The sequence below is a fragment of the Micromonospora sp. WMMD714 genome (assembly GCF_029581315.1).
GTDB lineage: Bacteria > Actinomycetota > Actinomycetes > Mycobacteriales > Micromonosporaceae > Micromonospora > Micromonospora rifamycinica.
Genome location: NZ_CP120744.1, coordinates 131,304 through 151,104, shown reverse-complemented (window position 1 = coordinate 151,104; position 19,801 = coordinate 131,304). Strand labels below are relative to the sequence as shown.

At 68.0% G+C, this 19,801-nt stretch carries 11 protein-coding genes and 3 rRNA genes; 10 read left to right on the top strand and 4 right to left on the bottom strand.

Annotated features, from left to right (window positions below):
• Positions 1–3 precede the first annotated feature (3 nt).
• The 3 genes from O7625_RS00650 to O7625_RS00640 all read left to right on the top strand — a co-directional run bounded on the left by O7625_RS00650 (position 4) and on the right by O7625_RS00640 (position 3,119).
• Positions 4–666, top strand: coding sequence for an ATP-dependent Clp protease proteolytic subunit (locus O7625_RS00650; protein ID WP_067310647.1), 663 nt, complete (start codon positions 4–6; stop codon positions 664–666).
• Between the two features lie 212 nt (positions 667–878).
• Complete coding sequence (gene clpX / locus O7625_RS00645; protein WP_067310644.1) at positions 879–2,174, top strand: ATP-dependent Clp protease ATP-binding subunit ClpX; 1,296 nt, start codon at positions 879–881, stop codon at positions 2,172–2,174.
• Positions 2,175–2,321: 147 nt separating this feature from the next.
• Complete coding sequence (locus O7625_RS00640; protein WP_282343532.1) at positions 2,322–3,119, top strand: carbon-nitrogen hydrolase family protein; 798 nt, start codon at positions 2,322–2,324, stop codon at positions 3,117–3,119.
• Positions 3,120–3,373: 254 nt separating this feature from the next.
• Here O7625_RS00640 and O7625_RS00635 read toward each other — a convergent pair whose 3' ends face one another.
• A complete protein-coding gene (locus O7625_RS00635) occupies positions 3,374–3,598 on the bottom strand; it encodes a hypothetical protein (RefSeq protein WP_067310636.1) in 225 nt (74 codons plus the stop codon).
• Positions 3,599–4,500: 902 nt separating this feature from the next.
• Between O7625_RS00635 and O7625_RS00630 the strand changes: the two genes are divergently transcribed.
• The 3 genes from O7625_RS00630 (at position 4,501) to rrf (ending at position 9,750) form a co-directional block, all read left to right on the top strand.
• Positions 4,501–6,015: ribosomal RNA gene (locus tag O7625_RS00630) — 16S ribosomal RNA — on the top strand.
• 395 nt (positions 6,016–6,410) lie between these two features.
• Positions 6,411–9,522 (top strand): 23S ribosomal RNA (locus O7625_RS00625).
• A 111-nt stretch (positions 9,523–9,633) separates the two neighbouring features.
• Positions 9,634–9,750: ribosomal RNA gene (gene rrf, locus O7625_RS00620) — 5S ribosomal RNA — on the top strand.
• The 16S, 23S and 5S rRNA genes sit together here, the layout of an rRNA operon.
• 123 nt (positions 9,751–9,873) lie before the next feature.
• Here rrf and O7625_RS00615 read toward each other — a convergent pair.
• Positions 9,874–10,557 (bottom strand): hypothetical protein, encoded by a 684-nt coding sequence (locus tag O7625_RS00615; RefSeq protein ID WP_282343530.1) that lies wholly within the window; start codon positions 10,555–10,557, stop codon positions 9,874–9,876.
• Positions 10,558–10,627: 70 nt separating this feature from the next.
• Between O7625_RS00615 and O7625_RS00610 the strand changes: the two genes are divergently transcribed.
• From O7625_RS00610 to O7625_RS00600, 3 genes are all read left to right on the top strand, one after another.
• Complete coding sequence (locus tag O7625_RS00610) at positions 10,628–13,246, top strand: valine--tRNA ligase (protein WP_282343529.1); 2,619 nt, start codon at positions 10,628–10,630, stop codon at positions 13,244–13,246.
• An 86-nt stretch (positions 13,247–13,332) separates the two neighbouring features.
• Positions 13,333–14,604 (top strand): folylpolyglutamate synthase/dihydrofolate synthase family protein, encoded by a 1,272-nt coding sequence (locus O7625_RS00605; protein WP_282346754.1) that lies wholly within the window; start codon positions 13,333–13,335, stop codon positions 14,602–14,604.
• Between the two features lie 209 nt (positions 14,605–14,813).
• A complete protein-coding gene (locus O7625_RS00600; protein WP_282346752.1) occupies positions 14,814–15,140 on the top strand; it encodes a DUF4233 domain-containing protein in 327 nt (108 codons plus the stop codon).
• 87 nt (positions 15,141–15,227) lie between these two features.
• Here O7625_RS00600 and O7625_RS00595 read toward each other — a convergent pair whose 3' ends face one another.
• Positions 15,228–16,592, bottom strand: a complete 1,365-nt coding sequence (locus O7625_RS00595) for a VOC family protein (RefSeq protein ID WP_282343528.1) — start codon at positions 16,590–16,592, stop codon at positions 15,228–15,230.
• 141 nt (positions 16,593–16,733) lie between these two features.
• Between O7625_RS00595 and ndk the strand changes: the two genes are divergently transcribed.
• Positions 16,734–17,159 (top strand): nucleoside-diphosphate kinase, encoded by a 426-nt coding sequence (gene ndk, locus O7625_RS00590; RefSeq protein ID WP_067315060.1) that lies wholly within the window; start codon positions 16,734–16,736, stop codon positions 17,157–17,159.
• Positions 17,160–17,245: 86 nt separating this feature from the next.
• Here ndk and O7625_RS00585 read toward each other — a convergent pair whose 3' ends face one another.
• Complete coding sequence (locus O7625_RS00585) at positions 17,246–19,690, bottom strand: glycogen debranching N-terminal domain-containing protein (protein WP_282343526.1); 2,445 nt, start codon at positions 19,688–19,690, stop codon at positions 17,246–17,248.
• Between the last annotated feature and the right edge of the window lie 111 nt (positions 19,691–19,801).

Below are 19,801 nucleotides of genomic sequence, written 5' to 3'. Positions count from 1 at the left end.
ACGATGACCGACCTGAGCCTGCCGCCCCAGTTCGCGGGCGTGCACAACCGTTACGTCCTGCCGTCGTTCGTCGAGCGCACCTCGTACGGGGTCAAGGAGTCCAACCCGTACAACAAGCTCTTCGAGGACCGGATCATCTTCCTCGGCGTCCAGGTCGACGACGCGTCCGCCAACGACGTGATGGCGCAGCTGCTGACGCTCGAGGGCACCGACCCGGACCGCGACATCATCATGTACATCAACTCGCCCGGTGGTTCGTTCACCGCCATGACGGCGATCTACGACACCATGCAGTACGTCCGGCCGGACATCTCCACGGTCTGCCTGGGCCAGGCGGCCAGCGCGGCGGCGGTGCTGCTGGCGGCGGGCACGCCGGGCAAGCGGATGGCGCTGCCCAACTCACGGATCATCATCCACCAGCCGGCCACCGAGGGCGGCTACGGGCAGGGCTCGGACATCGAGATCCAGGCCCGGGAGATCCTGCGGATGCGTACCCAGCTGGAGGACATGCTCTCCCGGCACTGCAACCGCCCGATCGAGCAGGTTCGCAAGGACATCGACCGTGACAAGATCATGACGGCCGAGGAGTCCAAGGAGTACGGGCTGGTCGACACCATCCTGACCAGCCGCAAGAAGGGCCTGCTGGCCGCCAACGCGGCCCGCTGAGCATCCTCGGGTCGGGGGTCGGCCGGGCGGCACATTCCGGCCGACCTCTGACACGCCCGTTTTGGGGGTCGGAGAAACCTCCGCCAGCGGGTAACGTCGGGTCCGTACGGCGTGGCCGGGTCGGACCGGCGGAACGGATTTCACCACGGACGGGCGCCCCGCGCCCGCGGTTCAGGGCCGGGTTCCGGTCGACGAGTGCAGGGAGAACGTAGGTGGCACGGATCGGTGACGGCGGCGACCTACTGAAGTGCTCGTTCTGCGGCAAGTCGCAGAAGCAGGTCAAGAAGCTCATCGCAGGGCCAGGTGTCTACATCTGCGACGAGTGCATCGATCTCTGCAACGAGATCATCGAGGAAGAGCTGGCCGAGTCGGGCGAAGTGAAGTGGGAAGAGCTTCCCAAGCCGATGGAGATCTGCCAGTTCCTCGACAACTATGTCGTCGGTCAGGACCAGGCCAAGAAGGCGCTCGCGGTCGCGGTCTACAACCACTACAAGCGGATCCAGGCCGAGGCGGCCAATGCCCCGGGCTCCGGCAACGACGCGGTCGAGCTGGCCAAGTCCAACATCCTGCTGCTCGGCCCGACCGGCTGCGGCAAGACACACCTCGCACAGACCCTGGCCCGGATGCTGAACGTGCCGTTCGCGATCGCCGACGCCACCGCGCTGACCGAGGCGGGCTACGTCGGCGAGGACGTGGAGAACATCCTCCTCAAGCTGATCCAGGCCGCCGACTACGACATCAAGCGCGCCGAGACCGGTATCATCTACATCGACGAGGTCGACAAGATCGCCCGTAAGTCCGAGAACCCGTCGATCACCCGGGACGTCTCCGGCGAGGGCGTGCAGCAGGCCCTGCTCAAGATGCTGGAGGGCACGGTGTCGAACGTGCCGCCGCAGGGCGGACGCAAGCACCCCCACCAGGAGTTCATCCAGATCGACACCACCAACGTGCTGTTCATCTGCGGTGGTGCCTTCGCCGGTCTCGACCAGATCATCGAGTCCCGCACCGGTTCCGGCGGCACCGGCTTCGGTGCCCGGCTCCGCTCGGTCTCGGAGCGTTCCACCGACGACATCTTCAGCCAGGTGATGCCGGAGGACATGCTCAAGTTCGGGCTGATCCCCGAGTTCATCGGCCGGCTGCCGGTCATCACCAACGTGCGCAGCCTGGACCGCTCCGCCCTGGTCCGGATCCTCACCGAGCCGCGCAACGCCCTGGTCCGGCAGTACCAGCGGCTCTTCGAGCTGGACGGCGTCGAGCTGGAGTTCGAGCCGCCGGCGCTGGAGGCGATCGCCGACCAGGCCATGCTCCGCGGCACCGGTGCCCGTGGCCTGCGCGCGATCATGGAGGAGGTCCTCCTCTCCGTGATGTACGAGGTGCCGAGCAACCCGGACGCCGCCCGGGTGCTGATCACCCGCGAAGCGGTCCTGGAGAACGTCAACCCGACGATCGTGCCGCGCGAGTTCACCGGCCGGCGGGCCCGCCGCGACCGCGAGGAAAAGTCGGCCTGACCGGCCCGGCAGCACGGCCTCGACGCCCGGGGCCGTGCTGCTGCGTGTGCCGGGCGGCGACACCTGCGCTGAACCTGCCGTCGCCTTCCTGCGGACCGGCCCGTCACCCGCTGTTCCCGGCCGCCTTCCGCCCGTACCCTGATCATCATGCGTGTCGCCGTCTGTCAGCTCAACGCCCGCGACGACCGGCGGGCGAACCTGGCCGCCGCCGAGGCCCTGCTGGTCCGCGCCGCGGCGGCCGGTGCCGACCTGGCGGTCCTTCCCGAGTACGTCGACTATCTCGGCCGTGCAGACGGGATGCCGGCGGCCGAGGGGGTGGACGGCACGGTGGGGACGTTCTTCGCCGAGGTGGCCCGCCGGCTCGGGATCTGGCTGGTCGCCGGCTCCTTCCACGAGGTCGGGCCGGACCCGGCGCACACCTGGAACACGTCGCTGGTCTTCGACCGGTCCGGCACGCTCGCCGCCAGCTACCGGAAGATCCACCTGTACGACGTGGAGATTCCGGGTCGGGTGTCCTACCGCGAGTCCGCCACGGTCGCCGCGGGGCGGGAGCCGGTGGTGGTCGACGTGGAAGGCCTGCGGGTGGGCCTGTCCATCTGTTACGACCTGCGTTTCCCGGAGCTGTACCGCCGGCTGGCCACCGATGGTGGGGCGCACCTGCTGGTCGTTCCGGCGGCCTTCATGGCACACACCGGGCGGGACCACTGGGAGGTGCTGCTGCGGGCGCGGGCGATCGAGAACCAGTGCTTCGTGGCCGCCGCCGGGCAGACCGGTGACCATGATCCGGGCCGGACCTGTTTCGGGCGCAGCATGGTGGTCGACCCCTGGGGCACGGTCCTCGGCCAGGTGCCCGACGGGCCGGGCCTGACCGTGGTCGAGCTGGACCTCGACCGGTTGCGAACGATCCGGGCCGAGCTGCCCAGCCTGGCGAACCGTCGTCTCTGACCGGCTCGCTCGGTCAGGTCACGCGGAGCGGGTCCGGTGTGCCGGGTCTGTCCGGTCCCGGCAGGCACCTCAAGCGGAGTTGCTCGGCTGTGCCGAGTCCGTCCGCACCTGGCACGCCCGTGACCCGGAGTGGGTTCGGTGTTGTGGGGCCGTCCGTAGCCGGCACGCCCGTGACCCGGAGTGGGTCCGGTGTCGCGGGGCCGTCCGTAGCCGGCACGCCCGGCACCCGGAGTGCGTCGGTGTTGCGGGGCCGGTCAGCTCAGCAGGACGCCCGCGACGGCGAGCCCGATGATCGCCGCCGCCGTGACCAGCAGGGCGGTTCCCATCCTGGACGGCCCACGCCGGGCGAGCCGAACGACTGACAGAACGACGACGACGAGTACGACGGCCGCGATCACCAGCTGCCAGAAGGGCAGCAGGAGCCCCAGCAACGCGTCGTCGGCGAGGGTGGCCGTGGGGGATCGGGACGCCTCATCCATGGCAGCCACTCTGGCACGGATCGGCCACTCGGTCGTCGTTTCCGGTTCCCGGTACCGCACCGCGGACGACGGGGACGGTGGCCGGGGGGACGCGGGAGGCGTGGCGGGGGAGCCCTTCACCTGGTACGGGGGACCGGGCACCCGCGGTTCCGCACCATCAGGCACTTGCGGCCACCGGGCCACCGGGCACCCGCGGTACCGGACCACCGGGCACCCGCGGTACCGGACCACCGGGCACCCGCGGTACCGGACCACCGGGCACCCGCGGTACCGGGCCACCGGGCACCCGCGGCCCGGTCGCGCGGGTCGCAAGAGCGGTCGGTGCAGACCGGCACGCTGACAGTGATGATCGCTGATTTGCCTTCGATGGGACGTGGGCGTAACTTCCTTTCTGCACACGGAAGGCCGGACGAACCGGCCGGAAGTGGGCATCAGGATCGTGGCGGAAGCGCCGAGCGATGCTGGAACCGGGTGGTGCGAAGTTTCCCCGAACTTGGGGTTGCGAACGCGAAGCCGACCGGGTAGATTACCAAAGCCGGCAGGGAGCCGGGCGAGCGTAGCGCGAGCGAACGCTGGCCGGTCTGCCGATCCCACGACAGTAACGACCGCCGATCACGGCGTGCGTAAAACGTGGAAATGGCTGAGTAGAGCTGAAGGATCGCGAAAGCGAATTTGACAGTGAAAGCCAGTCGCAGTAACTTGGAGAAGTTGCCCCGGAAGGGAAGCCGCTAAAGCGGTGGCCAGACGGTGTGTGGTTGTTCTTTGAGAACTCAACAGGGTGCTTGATAAGCCAGTGCCAATGATGATTTATACCCCGGGTTGGCTGAATCTTCGGGTTTGGTCGGCTGGGATTCCTTTGGCAACATTTGTTTGTTGTCAGGATGTGCTGTTCGACAAGGTTTTTGTTGGAGAGTTTGATCCTGGCTCAGGACGAACGCTGGCGGCGTGCTTAACACATGCAAGTCGAGCGGAAAGGCCCTTCGGGGTACTCGAGCGGCGAACGGGTGAGTAACACGTGAGTAACCTGCCCTAGGCTTTGGGATAACCCTCGGAAACGGGGGCTAATACCGGATATGACCTTCTTCCGCATGGTGGGGGGTGGAAAGTTTTTCGGCCTGGGATGGGCTCGCGGCCTATCAGCTTGTTGGTGGGGTGATGGCCTACCAAGGCGACGACGGGTAGCCGGCCTGAGAGGGCGACCGGCCACACTGGGACTGAGACACGGCCCAGACTCCTACGGGAGGCAGCAGTGGGGAATATTGCACAATGGGCGGAAGCCTGATGCAGCGACGCCGCGTGAGGGATGACGGCCTTCGGGTTGTAAACCTCTTTCAGCAGGGACGAAGCGCAAGTGACGGTACCTGCAGAAGAAGCACCGGCCAACTACGTGCCAGCAGCCGCGGTAAGACGTAGGGTGCGAGCGTTGTCCGGATTTATTGGGCGTAAAGAGCTCGTAGGCGGCTTGTCGCGTCGACCGTGAAAACTTGGGGCTCAACCCCAAGCCTGCGGTCGATACGGGCAGGCTAGAGTTCGGTAGGGGAGACTGGAATTCCTGGTGTAGCGGTGAAATGCGCAGATATCAGGAGGAACACCGGTGGCGAAGGCGGGTCTCTGGGCCGATACTGACGCTGAGGAGCGAAAGCGTGGGGAGCGAACAGGATTAGATACCCTGGTAGTCCACGCTGTAAACGTTGGGCGCTAGGTGTGGGGGGCCTCTCCGGTTTCCTGTGCCGCAGCTAACGCATTAAGCGCCCCGCCTGGGGAGTACGGCCGCAAGGCTAAAACTCAAAGGAATTGACGGGGGCCCGCACAAGCGGCGGAGCATGCGGATTAATTCGATGCAACGCGAAGAACCTTACCTGGGTTTGACATGGCCGCAAAACTTCCAGAGATGGGAGGTCCTTCGGGGGCGGTCACAGGTGGTGCATGGCTGTCGTCAGCTCGTGTCGTGAGATGTTGGGTTAAGTCCCGCAACGAGCGCAACCCTCGTTCGATGTTGCCAGCGCGTTATGGCGGGGACTCATCGAAGACTGCCGGGGTCAACTCGGAGGAAGGTGGGGATGACGTCAAGTCATCATGCCCCTTATGTCCAGGGCTTCACGCATGCTACAATGGCCGGTACAATGGGTTGCGATGCCGTGAGGTGGAGCGAATCCCAAAAAGCCGGTCTCAGTTCGGATCGGGGTCTGCAACTCGACCCCGTGAAGTCGGAGTCGCTAGTAATCGCAGATCAGCAACGCTGCGGTGAATACGTTCCCGGGCCTTGTACACACCGCCCGTCACGTCACGAAAGTCGGCAACACCCGAAGCCGGTGGCCCAACCCTTGTGGAGGGAGCCGTCGAAGGTGGGGCTGGCGATTGGGACGAAGTCGTAACAAGGTAGCCGTACCGGAAGGTGCGGCTGGATCACCTCCTTTCTAAGGAGCACCATCCAGTGAAAGCTGGTATGGAGCCCGCGGTCCGCAGAGTGTCGGGTCGGGGTGCTCGGATGGCGGAGACACTGGTGAGTTTTTTCTTGGCAACGGCCGTGATGATCTAGTACAGCTACACCTGGTGTGGTGGGAATGGTCGGGTCGGTGCGGCTGGGAAGAGATGGAGAGCACCCTGTTGGGTCCTGAAGGAACAATCCTTGTGGTTGTTTTTTCGGAGCCTTTGGATGAGCGGAAGCTTGTTGAAGGTTGCCAGGCATGGCCTGGCCTTGCATACCGGATTCTGTTCTGCCTGTGGGTGGGGTGGGGTTGCTGGTGTGGGGCTGTTGGGTTGTGGGTTGGTTGTTTGTTGAGAATTGCACAGTGGACGCGAGCATCTTTGTGGTCAAGTTGTCAAGGGCGAACGGTGGATGCCTTGGCACCAGGAGCCGATGAAGGACGTGGGAGGCCGCGATAGGCCTGGGGGAGCTGTCAACCAAGCTGTGATCCCAGGGTGTCCGAATGGGGAAACCTGGCACCAGTCATGTGGTGTCACCTGCATCTGAACACATAGGGTGTATGGGGGGAACGCGGGGAAGTGAAACATCTCAGTACCCGTAGGAAGAGAAAACAATTTAGTGATTCCGTGAGTAGTGGCGAGCGAAAGCGGATGTAGGCTAAACCGGTTGCGTGTGATACCTGTCAGGGGTTGCGTGGTCGGGGTTGTGGGACCCTGCTGGACAAGCTGACACTTGTCCGAGGAGTTATCAAGTCAGTGGCTAGCCGAACAGTCTGGAATGGCTGACCGTAGGCGGTGAGAGTCCGGTAGGTGAAAGTTGCTGACCTTCTGTGGGTGTTCCCGAGTAGCGGCGGACTCCTGAAATCTGCCGTGAATCTGCCAGGACCACCTGGTAAGCCTAAATACTTCCTGGTGACCGATAGCGGACGAGTACCGTGAGGGAATGGTGAAAAGTACCCCGGGAGGGGAGTGAAATAGTACCTGAAACCGTTCGCCTACAATCCGTCGGAGCCTTGCGGGGTGACGGCGTGCCTTTTGAAGAATGAGCCTGCGAGTTAGTGGCATGTGGCGAGGTTAACCCGTGTGGGGTAGCCGTAGCGAAAGCGAGTCTGAAGAGGGCGTTGTAGTCGCATGTTCTAGACCCGAAGCGGAGTGATCTAGCCATGGGCAGGCTGAAGCGCGGGTAAGACCGCGTGGAGGGCCGAACCCACCAACGTTGAAAAGTTGGGGGATGATCTGTGGTTAGGGGTGAAAGGCCAATCAAACTCCGTGATAGCTGGTTCTCCCCGAAATGCATTTAGGTGCAGCGTCGTGTGTTTCTTGCCGGAGGTAGAGCACTGGATGGTCTAGGGGGCCTACAAGCTTACCGAAATCAGCCAAACTCCGAATGCCGGTAAGTGAGAGCGCGGCAGTGAGACTGCGGGGGATAAGCTTCGTAGTCGAGAGGGAAACAGCCCAGATCACCAGCTAAGGCCCCTAAGCGTGTGCTAAGTGGAAAAGGATGTGGGGTCGCATAGACAACCAGGAGGTTGGCTTAGAAGCAGCCATCCTTTAAAGAGTGCGTAATAGCTCACTGGTCAAGTGGTTCCGCGCCGACAATGTAGCGGGGCTCAAGCACACCGCCGAAGCTGTGGCACTCACATGATACTTCGTCAGGCATTTTGGTGTCTGGTGCAGGTGTGTGGGTGGGTAGGGGAGCGTCGTGCCGGGGGTGAAGCAGCGGGGTGACCTAGTTGTGGACGCGGCACGAGTGAGAATGCAGGCATGAGTAGCGAAAGAAGGGTGAGAAACCCTTCCGCCGGATGACCAAGGGTTCCAGGGCCAGGCTAATCCGCCCTGGGTGAGTCGGGACCTAAGGCGAGGCCGAGAGGCGTAGTCGATGGACAACGGGTTGATATTCCCGTACCCGCGAAAGAGCGCCCGTGATGAACCCTGTTGTGCTAACTGTCCGAGCTGTTGGCGGTCTTCGGACCAAGAATGGTGAGCGCAGGAACCTGGTGGGTAGTAGTCAAGCGATGGGGTGACGCAGGAAGGTAGCTGAGCCCGGCCGGTGGTTGTGCCGGGGTAAGCGTGTAGGCCGTGCCGTAGGCAAATCCGCGGTACACAGGGCTGAGACGTGATGCCGAGCCGATTCAGGTGAAGTCAGTGATCCTATGCTGCCGAGAAAAGCCTCTAGCGAGTTCTTAGCGGCCCGTACCCCAAACCGACACAGGTGGTCAGGTAGAGAATACCGAGGCGATCGGGCGAACTGTGGTTAAGGAACTCGGCAAATTGCCCCCGTAACTTAGGGAGAAGGGGGGCCGGAGACGTGAAGCCCCGTGCGGGTGGAGCGTTGTATGGCCGCAGAGAGCAGGGGGAAGCGACTGTTTACTAAAAACACAGGTCCATGCGAAGAAGTAATTCGATGTATATGGACTGACGCCTGCCCGGTGCTGGAACGTTAAGGGGACCTGTTAGCTCCTTTGGGGCGAGGCGGAGAACTTAAGCGCCAGTAAACGGCGGTGGTAACTATAACCATCCTAAGGTAGCGAAATTCCTTGTCGGGTAAGTTCCGACCTGCACGAATGGCGTAACGACTTCCCCACTGTCTCAACCACAGGCCCGGCGAAATTGCAGTACGAGTAAAGATGCTCGTTACGCGCGGCAGGACGGAAAGACCCCGGGACCTTTACTATAGCTTGACATTGGTATCTGAATGGGCTTGTGTAGGATAGGTGGGAGCCGGTGAAACCTGTACGCCAGTATGGGTGGAGGCAATCTTGAAATACCACTCTGGTTGATTTGGGTATCTAACTTCGGACCGTTATCCGGTTCAGGGACAGTGTCTGGTGGGTAGTTTAACTGGGGCGGTTGCCTCCTAAAGGGTAACGGAGGCGCCCAAAGGTTCCCTCAGCCTGGTTGGCAATCAGGTGTTGAGTGCAAGTACACAAGGGAGCTTGACTGTGAGACTGACAGGTCGAGCAGGGACGAAAGTCGGGACTAGTGATCCGGCACTTGCGTGTGGAAGCGGTGTCGCTCAACGGATAAAAGGTACCCCGGGGATAACAGGCTGATCTTCCCCAAGAGTCCATATCGACGGGATGGTTTGGCACCTCGATGTCGGCTCGTCGCATCCTGGGGCTGTAGCAGGTCCCAAGGGTTGGGCTGTTCGCCCATTAAAGCGGTACGCGAGCTGGGTTTAGAACGTCGTGAGACAGTTCGGTCCCTATCCGCCGTGCGCGTAGGATACTTGAGAAGGGCTGTCCCTAGTACGAGAGGACCGGGACGGACGAACCTCTGGTGTGCCAGTTGTCCCGCCAGGGGCACGGCTGGTTAGCTACGTTCGGAAGGGATAACCGCTGAAAGCATCTAAGCGGGAAGCCTGCTTCAAGATGAGGTATCCCATCCACCTTTGGTGGGGTAAGGCCCCCAGCTAGACGACTGGGTTGATAGGCCGGAAATGTAAGCTCGGTAACGGGTTCAGTTGACCGGTACTAATAGGCCGAGGACTTGACTACGAAGCTGCTACGCGTCCACTGTGCAACTCTGAACAAATACCAGACAACCCCCCGCACCGGGTGAGTGGTCACGGGTGTGGGTGTGTGTGTTGTTTGATATGTTCATAAGGTTACGGCGGTCATGGCGGAGGGGAAACGCCCGGTTACATTCCGAACCCGGAAGCTAAGCCCTCCAGCGCCGATGGTACTGCACTCGGGAGGGTGTGGGAGAGTAGGACACCGCCGGACAATCATTGTGGAATGCCCACCCCTTTACGGGGTGGGCATTCTGCATTTCCGGCCGGCTATCCGACGTCGACCCGCCGTGGACCGGGCAACCCCCGGTCCGCACACCATTGCGGATCTGCCGCATCAGCCCCGGGTCTGAACGACGTCGCGGATCTGGCGGAACAGGTCGGCCGACTCGTCGACGGAACGGTTGGCGAACATGCCCATCGCGACGCTGCCGTGATCGGCCCAGCCGCAGACCGCGAAGTCGCCTCCGTCGCCGCTGGTCCGCCCGCACTTCATCACACCGCCATACCTGCCGGCGGGCACCCCGCGCAGGTCGGTCACCCGACCGGTCTCGTCCGCCATCAGACCGAAGAGGCTGTCCAGGTCGCGTTCCGGCTGCCAGAGCAGGGTGGTGCCGCCGAAGAACAGCACCGCCCGCTTCTCGTCGGCCGGATCGCTGTACACCGTGCCGACGCTGCGGTCCAGTTCGATGTCGGCGGCGAAGCCGCTGCGCAGGTAGTCGGCGGTGCTGCGGGCCCGGTCCGAGTCGTCACGGGTGAGACCGGCCACCCGGTCGGGGGTGCCGAGCCGGACGTCCTTCTCCCGGGCGATCCGCCAGCCGGCGGTGCCCAGCGCGGCGGCACCGGCCAGGCCGACCACCAGGGCGACGGTCAGCGCGATCCGCCGCCGTCGGGACGCCGGACCCTTCGGCGGTGAGCCGCCTGCCGGGTCGTGGGTGCTCAGCGTGATCGGTTCGTCGGTCAGCTCGACCGGCTCCGGCCCCTCGACGAGCTGCCGCTCGGTGAGATGTGCGTCGGACATGTTCGCCACCGTACGCGAATGACCGGTGGCGCACGTCAGCTCCGCCGAAGCGCTCCGTAGACTTTTGCGGGTGACCGAGAGACTGGATGCCCGACGCCCCGACGCCCCGACCCTTGCCGGCCAGTACCAGCCCGGTGAGGTAGAGCAGCGACGGTACGAGCAGTGGGTAGCCGCCGGCCACTTCCGGGCGTCGGCGCAGAGTGACCGGCCGGCCTTCACCATCGTCATCCCCCCGCCGAACGTGACCGGCGTGCTGCACATGGGGCATGCCCTGGACCACACCGTCCAGGACTCGCTGGTGCGCCGCAAGCGGATGCAGGGGTACGAGGCGCTCTGGCTGCCCGGCATGGACCACGCCGGTATCGCCACCCAGAACGTGGTGGAGCGGCAACTCGCCGGTCAGGGGTTGTCCCGGCACGACCTCGGCCGGGAGAAGTTCGTCGAGCGGGTCTGGCAGTGGAAGGCGGAGTCCGGTGGGGCGATCCTCGGCCAGATGCGCCGCCTGGGCGACTCGGTCGACTGGGACCGCGAGCGCTTCACCATGGACGAGGGCCTGTCCCGGGCCGTGCAGACCATGTTCAAGAAGCTCTACGACGATGGCCTGATCTACCGGGCCAACCGGATCATCAACTGGTGCCCGCGCTGCCTGACCGCGCTGTCCGACATCGAGGTCGAGCACACCGAGGACGAGGGCGAGCTGGTCTCGATCCGGTACAGCGACGACGTGGTGGTCGCCACCACCCGGGCCGAGACGATGCTCGGGGACACCGCCGTGGCCGTGCACCCGGACGACGAGCGGTACCGGCACCTGGTCGGCACCGAGGTCGAGGTGCCGCTGACCGGCCGGCGCATCCCGATCGTCGCCGACGAGCACGTCGACCCGGCGTTCGGCACCGGCATGGTCAAGGTCACTCCGGCGCACGACCCGAACGACTTCGAGATCGGCCAGCGGCACGACCTACCGGCACTGACGATCATGGACGAGCGGGGTGTCGTCACCGCCCCCGGCCCGTTCCAGGGCCTGGACCGGTACGAGGCCCGCCCGGCCATCGTCGCCGCCCTGCGCGAACAGGGCCGGGTCGTGGCCGAGAAGCGGCCGAACCTGCACGCGGTGGGGCACTGCTCGCGGTGCCGTACCACGGTCGAGCCCCGGCTGTCGTTGCAGTGGTTCGTCAACACCACCCCGCTCGCCAAGGCGGCCGGCGACGCGGTGCGCGACGGCCGGGTGAGGATCGAACCGGCCGAGCTGGCCAAGCGCTACTTCGCCTGGGTCGACAACATGCACGACTGGTGCATCTCCCGGCAGCTCTGGTGGGGACACCGCATCCCCGTCTGGTACGGCCCGGCCGGCGAGATCGTCTGCGTCGGCCCCGACGACACGCCCCCCACCGGCGAGGGCTGGCGGCAGGACGAGGACGTCCTGGACACCTGGTTCTCCAGCGGCCTGTGGCCGTTCTCCACCCTCGGCTGGCCGGAGCAGACCCCGGACCTGGCGAAGTTCTACCCCACGACCGTGCTGGTCACCGGCTACGACATCCTCTTCTTCTGGGTCGCCCGGATGATGATGTTCGGCCTGTACGCGATGGACGGCCGGCCGCCGTTCGCCACTGTCGCCCTGCACGGCATGGTGCGCGACCAGCACGGCAAGAAGATGTCGAAGTCGTTCGGCAACGTGGTCGACCCGCTGGACTGGATCGACCGGTACGGCGCCGACGCGACCCGGTTCACCCTGGCCCGGGGCGCGAACCCCGGCGGGGACGTGCCGGTCAGCGAGGAGTGGTGCCAGGGCTCCCGCAACTTCTGCAACAAGCTCTGGAACGCCACCCGGTTCGCGTTGCTCAACGGCGCGCACACCACCGGTCCGCTGCCGGCGGCCGACCGGCTCTCCACCGTCGACCGGTGGATCCTGTCCCGGCTGGCGCACGTGACCGCCGAGGTGGACGAGCAGTTCGAGGCGTACGAGTTCGCGAAGGTGTGCGACCTGCTCTACCACTTCGCCTGGGACGACGTCTGCGACTGGTACGTGGAGCTGGGCAAGCCGGTGCTCGCCGCGGGCGGACCGGCCGCCGACGCCACCCGCCGGGTCCTCGGGCACGTGCTGGACCAGCTGCTGCGGCTGCTGCACCCGGTCGTCCCGTTCGTCACCGAGGAGCTGTGGACCGCGTTGACCGGCGGCGACACCGTCGTGACCGCGGCCTGGCCGGTCGCCGACCGTACCCTGGTGGACGACGCCGCGGAGCGCGAGGTCGGCACCGTCCAGCGGGTGGTGACCGAGATCCGGCGGTTCCGCTCCGACCAGGGGCTGCGGCCCACCCAGCGGGTGGCCGCCCGGCTGGACGGGCTGGCCGGGGCGGGGATCGCGACGCACGAGCCGCTGATCCGCTCGCTGGTCCGGCTGGACGCCCCGGCGGACGACTTCCAGGCCAGCGCCACCCTCGCCATGCCCGGCGAGGTCAGCGTGGCGCTGGACACCCGGGGGTCGATCGACGTGGCCGCGGAGCGGGCCCGGCTCACCAAGGACCGGGCGGCCGCCGAGAAGGAGGTCGCGCAGGCCCGCGCGAAGCTCGACAACCCGGCGTTCGTCGGCAAGGCCCCGGAGCCGGTGGTCGCCAAGATCCGCGACCGGCTGGCGGTGGCCGAGGCCGACCTGGTCCGGATCGACACCGCTCTGGAGGCGCTTCCCTCGTGACCGACCGCACCGACCACACCAGCCGGCCCGGGGCCGGCGAGTTCGCCGCCGTCGACGCCGAGCTGGCCGCGCGCGGGTTCACCCGGATGCACTTCGAGCTGGACCGGATCGAGACGCTGCTCGACCTGCTGGGCAGCCCGCAGCGGGCGTACCCGTCGATCCACCTCACCGGGACGAACGGCAAGACGTCCACGGCCCGGATGATCGACTCGCTGCTGCGGGCCTTCGGCCTGCACACCGGCCGCTACACCAGCCCGCACCTGGAGACCGTCCGGGAGCGGATCAGTCTGGACGGGGAGCCGGTCGACGAGGCCCGCTTCGTCGCCACGTACCGGGAGGTAAAGCCGCTGGCCGACCTGGTCGACCAGCGGTCGGCCGAGCCGCTCACCTACTTCGACCTGACCACCGCGCTGGCCTTCGCCACGTTCGCCGACGCGCCGGTCGACGTGGCGGTGGTGGAGGTGGGCCTGGGCGGTGCCGAGGACGCCACCAACGTGCTCCAGGCCGGGGTGGCGGTGCTCACCCCGATCGGGCTGGACCACACCGAGTGGCTCGGCGACACCCTGGAGGACATCGCCCTGCACAAGGCCGGCATCATCCACTCCGGTGCGACGGTGATCGCCGCCGCCCAGGAGGAGGCGGCGGCCCGGCCGATCCTGGAACGGTGCGCCGAGGTCGGTGCCACCGTCGCCCGGGAGGGCGCGGAGTTCGGGGTGCCGCGCCGGGCGGTCGCCGTCGGTGGCCAGGTGCTGACCATCCAGGGCCTCGGCGGGGTGTACGAGGAGGTCTTCGTACCGCTGCACGGCGCGCACCAGGCGCAGAACGCCGCGGTGGCGCTCGCCGCCGTCGAGGCGTTCCTCGGGGCCGGGGCGAAGCGGCAGCTCGACATCGAGGCGGTCCGGGAGGGCTTCGCCTCGACCAGTTCCCCGGGACGGTTGGAGAAGGTCCGCAACGCCCCGACGGTGCTGCTGGACGGGGCGCACAACCCGCACGGGATGGCCGCCACGGTCACCGCGCTCCAGGAGGAGTTCGCGTTCAGCAAGCTGGTCGGGGTGCTCGCCGTGCTCGGCGACAAGGACGCCGCCGGCCTGGTGGAGCTGCTGGAGCCGGTGCTCGACTCGCTCGTGGTCACCCGTAACACCTCGCCCCGGGCGATGCCCGCCGACGAGCTGGCCGAGCTGGCCCGGGAGGTCTTCGGACCGGACCGGGTGCAGGTGGCCGCCGACATGCCGGACGCCATCGAGGCGGCGGTCGCCGAGGCCGAGGCCGACGTTCCCGGGGAGTTGTCCGGGGTGGGGGTGCTGGTCACCGGCTCGGTGGTGACGGTGGCCGACGCCCGACGGCTGCTCAAGCGATGACCGGGCCGAGGCCGGACCGCCCGGACCCGGTCACCCCGGGCGACCGGTCGTCCCCGCCCGGGGCGACCCGACCCGGGGACACCCGGCCGGGAGGCGCGCCGACCGGGGACCTCCCGCCGGGAGAAACGACGACCGGGGACCTCCCGCCGGGGGAGGCCCCGACTGGGGATGGCGGGGCGTCGGCGGGGCACCCCGGGCGGCGTTCCGGGCTGCGTAACCCGGAGGCGGCCGTCCGTGGCCTCGGTGCCGGGACGCTCGGGCTGGAGGCGCTGGTCCTGCTGCTCGCCATCCAGCCGATCCGGGTGGTCGGCGGGGACTTCGGCGGCGCGGCGATCGCGGCCACCGTGGCGCTGGCCGTGGCGGCGGTGCTGCTGGCCGGGCTGATGCGCCGCGGGTGGGCCTGGTCGGCGGGCACCGTGCTCCAGGGGTTGCTGCTGCTCGCCGGCCTGCTGCACTGGTCGCTGTTCGGCCTGGGAGTGATCTTCGCGCTGGTGTGGGCGTACGCGCTGCACGTGCGCCGGGTCATCCTCGGCTGAGCGGGTGCCGGGGTCATCCTCGGTCGACCGCGCGCCGGGTCGTCCCCGGCTGGGCGGGTGCCGCCGGGTCGTCCTCGGCTGGGCGGGTCAGGCGTCGGCGCGTTCCCGCCACTGGGTCAGCGCGATGCCGTGCCCGTCCGGGTCGCGGAAGGCGGCGGCCCACACCTCCACCCGGGAACCCCGGTTGACCACCCGGGGCGCGTAGGTGAACCGCAGGCCGGTGTCCTTGAGCCGCCGGTAGGCCGCCTCGATGTCGTCCACCTCCAGGTTGACGTGGACCAGCCGGCGGCTCATCGGGGCCGCCCCGGTCACCTCGCGCAGCACCAGCCGGGTCGCCCCGGAGGCGAGCACCGCGTTGCCGGAGCCCCGGTCGAACTCCTCGAAGCCGAGCATGTCGCGGTAGAACTCCAGGGACCGGGCCAGGTCAGTGACCAGCAGGGTCAGCCCGACGCCACTGATCGGGGCGGCCGGGTCCTCCCGGTCGTCCCCGTCGTCCGGCGCGGTGGTCGGGTCGTACCCGAAGATCGCCTCGTCGAGCTCCGGGTCGAGCCGGCCCTCGGCGGCGGGGGCGTCGAGGGGCACGTCGACCGGGTCGAGGATCGGCTCGTCGAACCGCTCCTCGGCGGGCGGGCGGGGGGTGGGCGCGGTGGTGACGGTGGCCCGGCGGGGCAACCCACCGGACGCCGGCTGCTCGACCACGGTGCCCTCCAGCACCACCGGACCGCCGGGCCGCTGGTGCACGACCACCGGCTTGCGGTCGTCGGTCAACATCCCGACGTCGTCCCGCAGCGACTCGGCCCGCGCCGGCTCCGGGCGGGAGGCCGCCGGCCGCAGCGGGTCGGCCTGCGGCGGGTCGGCGGTCGGCGGGTCGGTGGGCAGCGGGTCGTCCCGGAACTCGTCCCGGAAGTCGTCGTCGGCCGTCCGCCCCGCCCACGGCGGTGCCTCCTGCTGGATGAGCAGGTCGTCGAGCGGCTCGGCCCCGGCGTACTCCGGCGGCAGGTCGGCCGGCGTGGAGGCCGACTCGGTGTGGGTCGGCACCTCGTCCCAGAGGACGCGGACGTGCCGCTGGTCGTCCAGGGCCACCCGGATCGGCAGGGTCTGCCCCAGCGACGGCCACTTCGCCACCGGCACCCGGGGCTCGATGATCTTCTTGGACCGGGGCGGCATGCCCGGCGCGTCGATCACGAGCTGGAGTTCGCACCGGCCGAAGGCGTACTGGGTGGGTGGCTCGGAGGCGCTGTGCACGTGGCCGACGCCGACCACCCAGGTGCGCCCGCCGCCGCGCACGGTGCCCAGGGCGATGGCGAGCACCACCAGGGCCACCCCCAGCGCGACGATGGCCCAGCTGGTCATGCCCAGCCCGAACAGGACGACGAAGGTCGCCACGGTGCCGAGCACGGCGGCGATCAACTTTCGTACCGGCGCGATGGTGCGGTTCCCGCCATTCGCCACAGTGGACCTCCCAGGGGTCAGAGCCAGGCTAGGCCGGTCGGCGACCGAGGGAAAGAGCAGCCGCCGCGTCGGTGCCGGGACCGGGTCGCTAGGCTGACCGTACCCAGCCGAACCGCCATGCGCGCACAGGAGGAACCCAGCGTGTCCAACAGCAGCCCGGATGAGCGCACCCTCGTACTGATCAAGCCGGACGCGGTGCGTCGCGGCCTGGTCGGCGAGATCATCTCCCGCTTCGAGCGGAAGGGCCTGCGGATCGAGGCGCTGGAGACCCGGACGCTGGACGGCGGCTTCGCCGACCAGCACTACGCCGAGCACGTCGACAAGCCGTTCTACCCGCCGCTGAAGACGTTCATGACCAGTGGGCCGCTGGTCTCGCTGGTGCTCTCCGGCGACCAGGTGATCGACGTGGTCCGCGCGATGATCGGCAGCACCGACGGGCGTCGGGCCGCCGCCGGCACGATCCGGGGCGACCTGTCGCTGTCCAACCGGGAGAACCTGGTGCACGCCTCGGACTCGGTCGACAGCGCCAAGCGCGAGATCGCGCTCTGGTTCCCTGCCCTGGGCTGACCGTCCGCCACCCCGGTCACCCGCCGGGGCCGACCGGCCGGGCCGGGCAGCAGGCGGAGCCGGCCCTCCGGGCCGGGCCGCGGGCGCTACCGGGTGGGGCGGTCGCTGAAGGGGCGGCCCCGGCCGAGGGCGTCGGCGTACCCCCAGCGACCCCTGATGTCGAGCAGTTCGATCTGCCCCAGCTCCTCCGGCATCGCGGCGTCGACGGCGAGGTGGTCCTCGTACGGTTCGAGGCCGAGCAGCGCCCGCAGCAGCATCAGGGGCGCTCCGGCCGACGGCGCGTACGGGCTGTCGGTGAAGCCGTGCGGGACCGGGACGTGGGTGATGGCCCGGTCGTAGCCGGTGAGGTATGCCGGCAGGCGGCCCTGGAAGTGCCGGGCGGCGTCGAGCAGCCCGGTGGCGATCCGGCCGGCGTGTGCCCGGAAACCGGCCCGGCGCAGCCCCCAGGCGATCATCGAGTTCTCCCACGGCCAGACCGCGCCGGTGTGGTGCCCGAGCGGGTTGTACTCGGCCGCGGTGCTGGCCAGCGTGCGGATGCCCCAGCCGGAGTAGAGCGCCGGGGAGAACAGGTGCGCCACCACCTGCTCGGCGCGGTGGTCGGCGACGATGCCGGTGCAGAGCAGGTGGCCCATGTTGGACGTCAGCGAGTCCAGCGGGGTGCCGTCGCCCTGCAACGCCACCGCGTAGTGGCCGCGCTCGGGCAGCCAGAAGTCCCGGTCGAACCGCTCCCGTAGCGTGGCGGCGTCGCGTTCCAGCCGGTCGGCCCAGGCCGGGTCGGCCCAGAAGCGGCGGGCCATCCGGGCGGCCCGTCGGCGGGCGTCGTAGGCGTACCCCTGGATCTCGCAGATCGCCTGCGGGAAGGTGGCCGGGCGGCCGTCGTGGAAGCAGATCGCCTCGGCCGAGTTGCGCCAGCTCTCGTTCTGCGGTCCGGTGCGGGTGGGGTGACGGGCGGACCAGACGTAGCCGGTGCCGTCCGGGTCGGCGTCGGTGTCGAGCCAGTCCAGGGCGGCGCGGACCTCGAACTCGAAGCGGCGTACCAGGTCCTCGTCACCGGTCCAGCGTTCGTACTCGTCGAGGAGGATGACGAAGAGGGCGGTGGTGTCGGCCGCGGTGAAGCTGGCGGCCTCCGGGGTGTCGTTGAACGCGCCGGAGTCGCCGTAGCGGCTCTCCTGGACGATCTTGCCGGGCTGCTCGCCCCGGAACGGGTCCTGCCGGACGCCCTGGCTGAGCGCCAGGATGCGCAGCGTGTTGACCGCCCGGTCGGGCATGAAGGGCAGCGCCTGGAAGCTGCTGATCAGGCTCTCCCGGCCGAGCAGGGCCATCGACCAGGGCAGTCCGGTGGCGGGCAGGGCGGTCTGGAAGTTCAGCCCGGGGTAGTGCAGCGCGGCCAGGTCCCGGACGCCGTACTCGTACGCCTGCTGCAACGGTTTGTGGTCGGCGCGCAGCCGGGGCACCACGGCGGTCCGGTCGGCGATGTCCCGGCCCCGCTGGTGGTGGTTGCGGCCGACCGAGCTGGTCAGTCGTTCCCGCAGGTCACGGCGGTGCAGGTCGCGCAGCAGGGCGAGCACCCGCAGCCGGGTGGACCAGGTGTCGTGGGGCGCCATGGTGAACGTCCAGGTCAGGCCGCGTTCGTCGAACCGGGCCGGCGTGCTGGAGGTGATCACCGTCTCCCGGTGCAGGCCGCCCCGCTTGTAGTGCAGCCGGAGGGTGTCCTCGGCGATGGTGGCGGTCACCGGCCGGGACCGGCGGAAGCCGTCGCGCACCTCCAGCACCTCGGCGAAGTCCGCCGCCGCGTCGAGCCGGACGACGTAGCGCACCGGCTCCGGCGCGTAGTTGAACAGGGTGATCTCCTCTTCGAACTCCGGACCCACCCAGCGGTGGCGCAGCACGGAGGTGGTGGCGTTGACGTAGTGGGTGGGTTCGCCGGGCACCAGTCCGAACTTCGCCTCGTAGGTGGCGACGTCGTCGACGGAGAGCACCGAGAGGGGTTCGGCGTTGACGGTCAGCCGCCAGGTCGACAGGAACCGGGTGTCGAAGGAGAAGAGCCCGAGCGGGGTGGTCGGCTCGGTCAGCACGTCCCCGTTCTGGGCGCTGATCATGAACAGGTTGCCGGCGAAGACGCTGGTGGTCTCGTGCAGCCCGATGAAGTGGGGGGCGGTGTGCGGGACCAGGTCGGCCGACGGGTCCGTCCCGGTGCTGTCGGCGGGCACCGGCAGCAGCCGCCGGAAGGTGAACAGCAGGGCCAGGTCGCCGGCGACCGAGACGCTTCCCCGAAGCAGCATCGCCACCAGGTTGTCCCGGCCCGCCAGCAGCCGGGCGAACGCCGCCGGCCGGACCTCCACGGTGCAGTCGGGGTGGTCACCGGTCCGGGCGACCTGTGGCCGGCCGGCGGCGAGCCGGACGAACCAGGTGGCCGTCTCCCCGTCCTCGGCGACGAGGTCGAAGCGGAGCAGTCCGGCGGGGGCGGCGGGCAACCGCCCCCGGCAGTCGGTGGTCAGACCGGCGAAGAACTCGTCGATCGACCCGTCCACCGGCCGCACCCCCGTCCACCGTCACCCGCGCCCACAAAAAGGTCTAGGCGTGCTAAAAGGAACAATACGCCGCGACAGAATCGGGTGGGCGCGCTTAGGTGGAAGGAAGAC

Bases quoted from the DNA above. Each gene is read 5' to 3' on its own strand.
- O7625_RS00650 (WP_067310647.1), top strand. From the start codon at position 4: ATGACCGACCTGAGCCTGCCGCCCCAGTTCGCGGGCGTGCACAACCGT.
- O7625_RS00640 (WP_282343532.1), top strand. From the start codon at position 2,322: ATGCGTGTCGCCGTCTGTCAGCTCAACGCCCGCGACGACCGGCGGGCG.
- O7625_RS00635 (WP_067310636.1), bottom strand. From the start codon at position 3,598: ATGGATGAGGCGTCCCGATCCCCCACGGCCACCCTCGCCGACGACGCG.
- O7625_RS00615 (WP_282343530.1), bottom strand. From the start codon at position 10,557: ATGTCCGACGCACATCTCACCGAGCGGCAGCTCGTCGAGGGGCCGGAG.
- O7625_RS00605 (WP_282346754.1), top strand. From the start codon at position 13,333: ATGCACTTCGAGCTGGACCGGATCGAGACGCTGCTCGACCTGCTGGGC.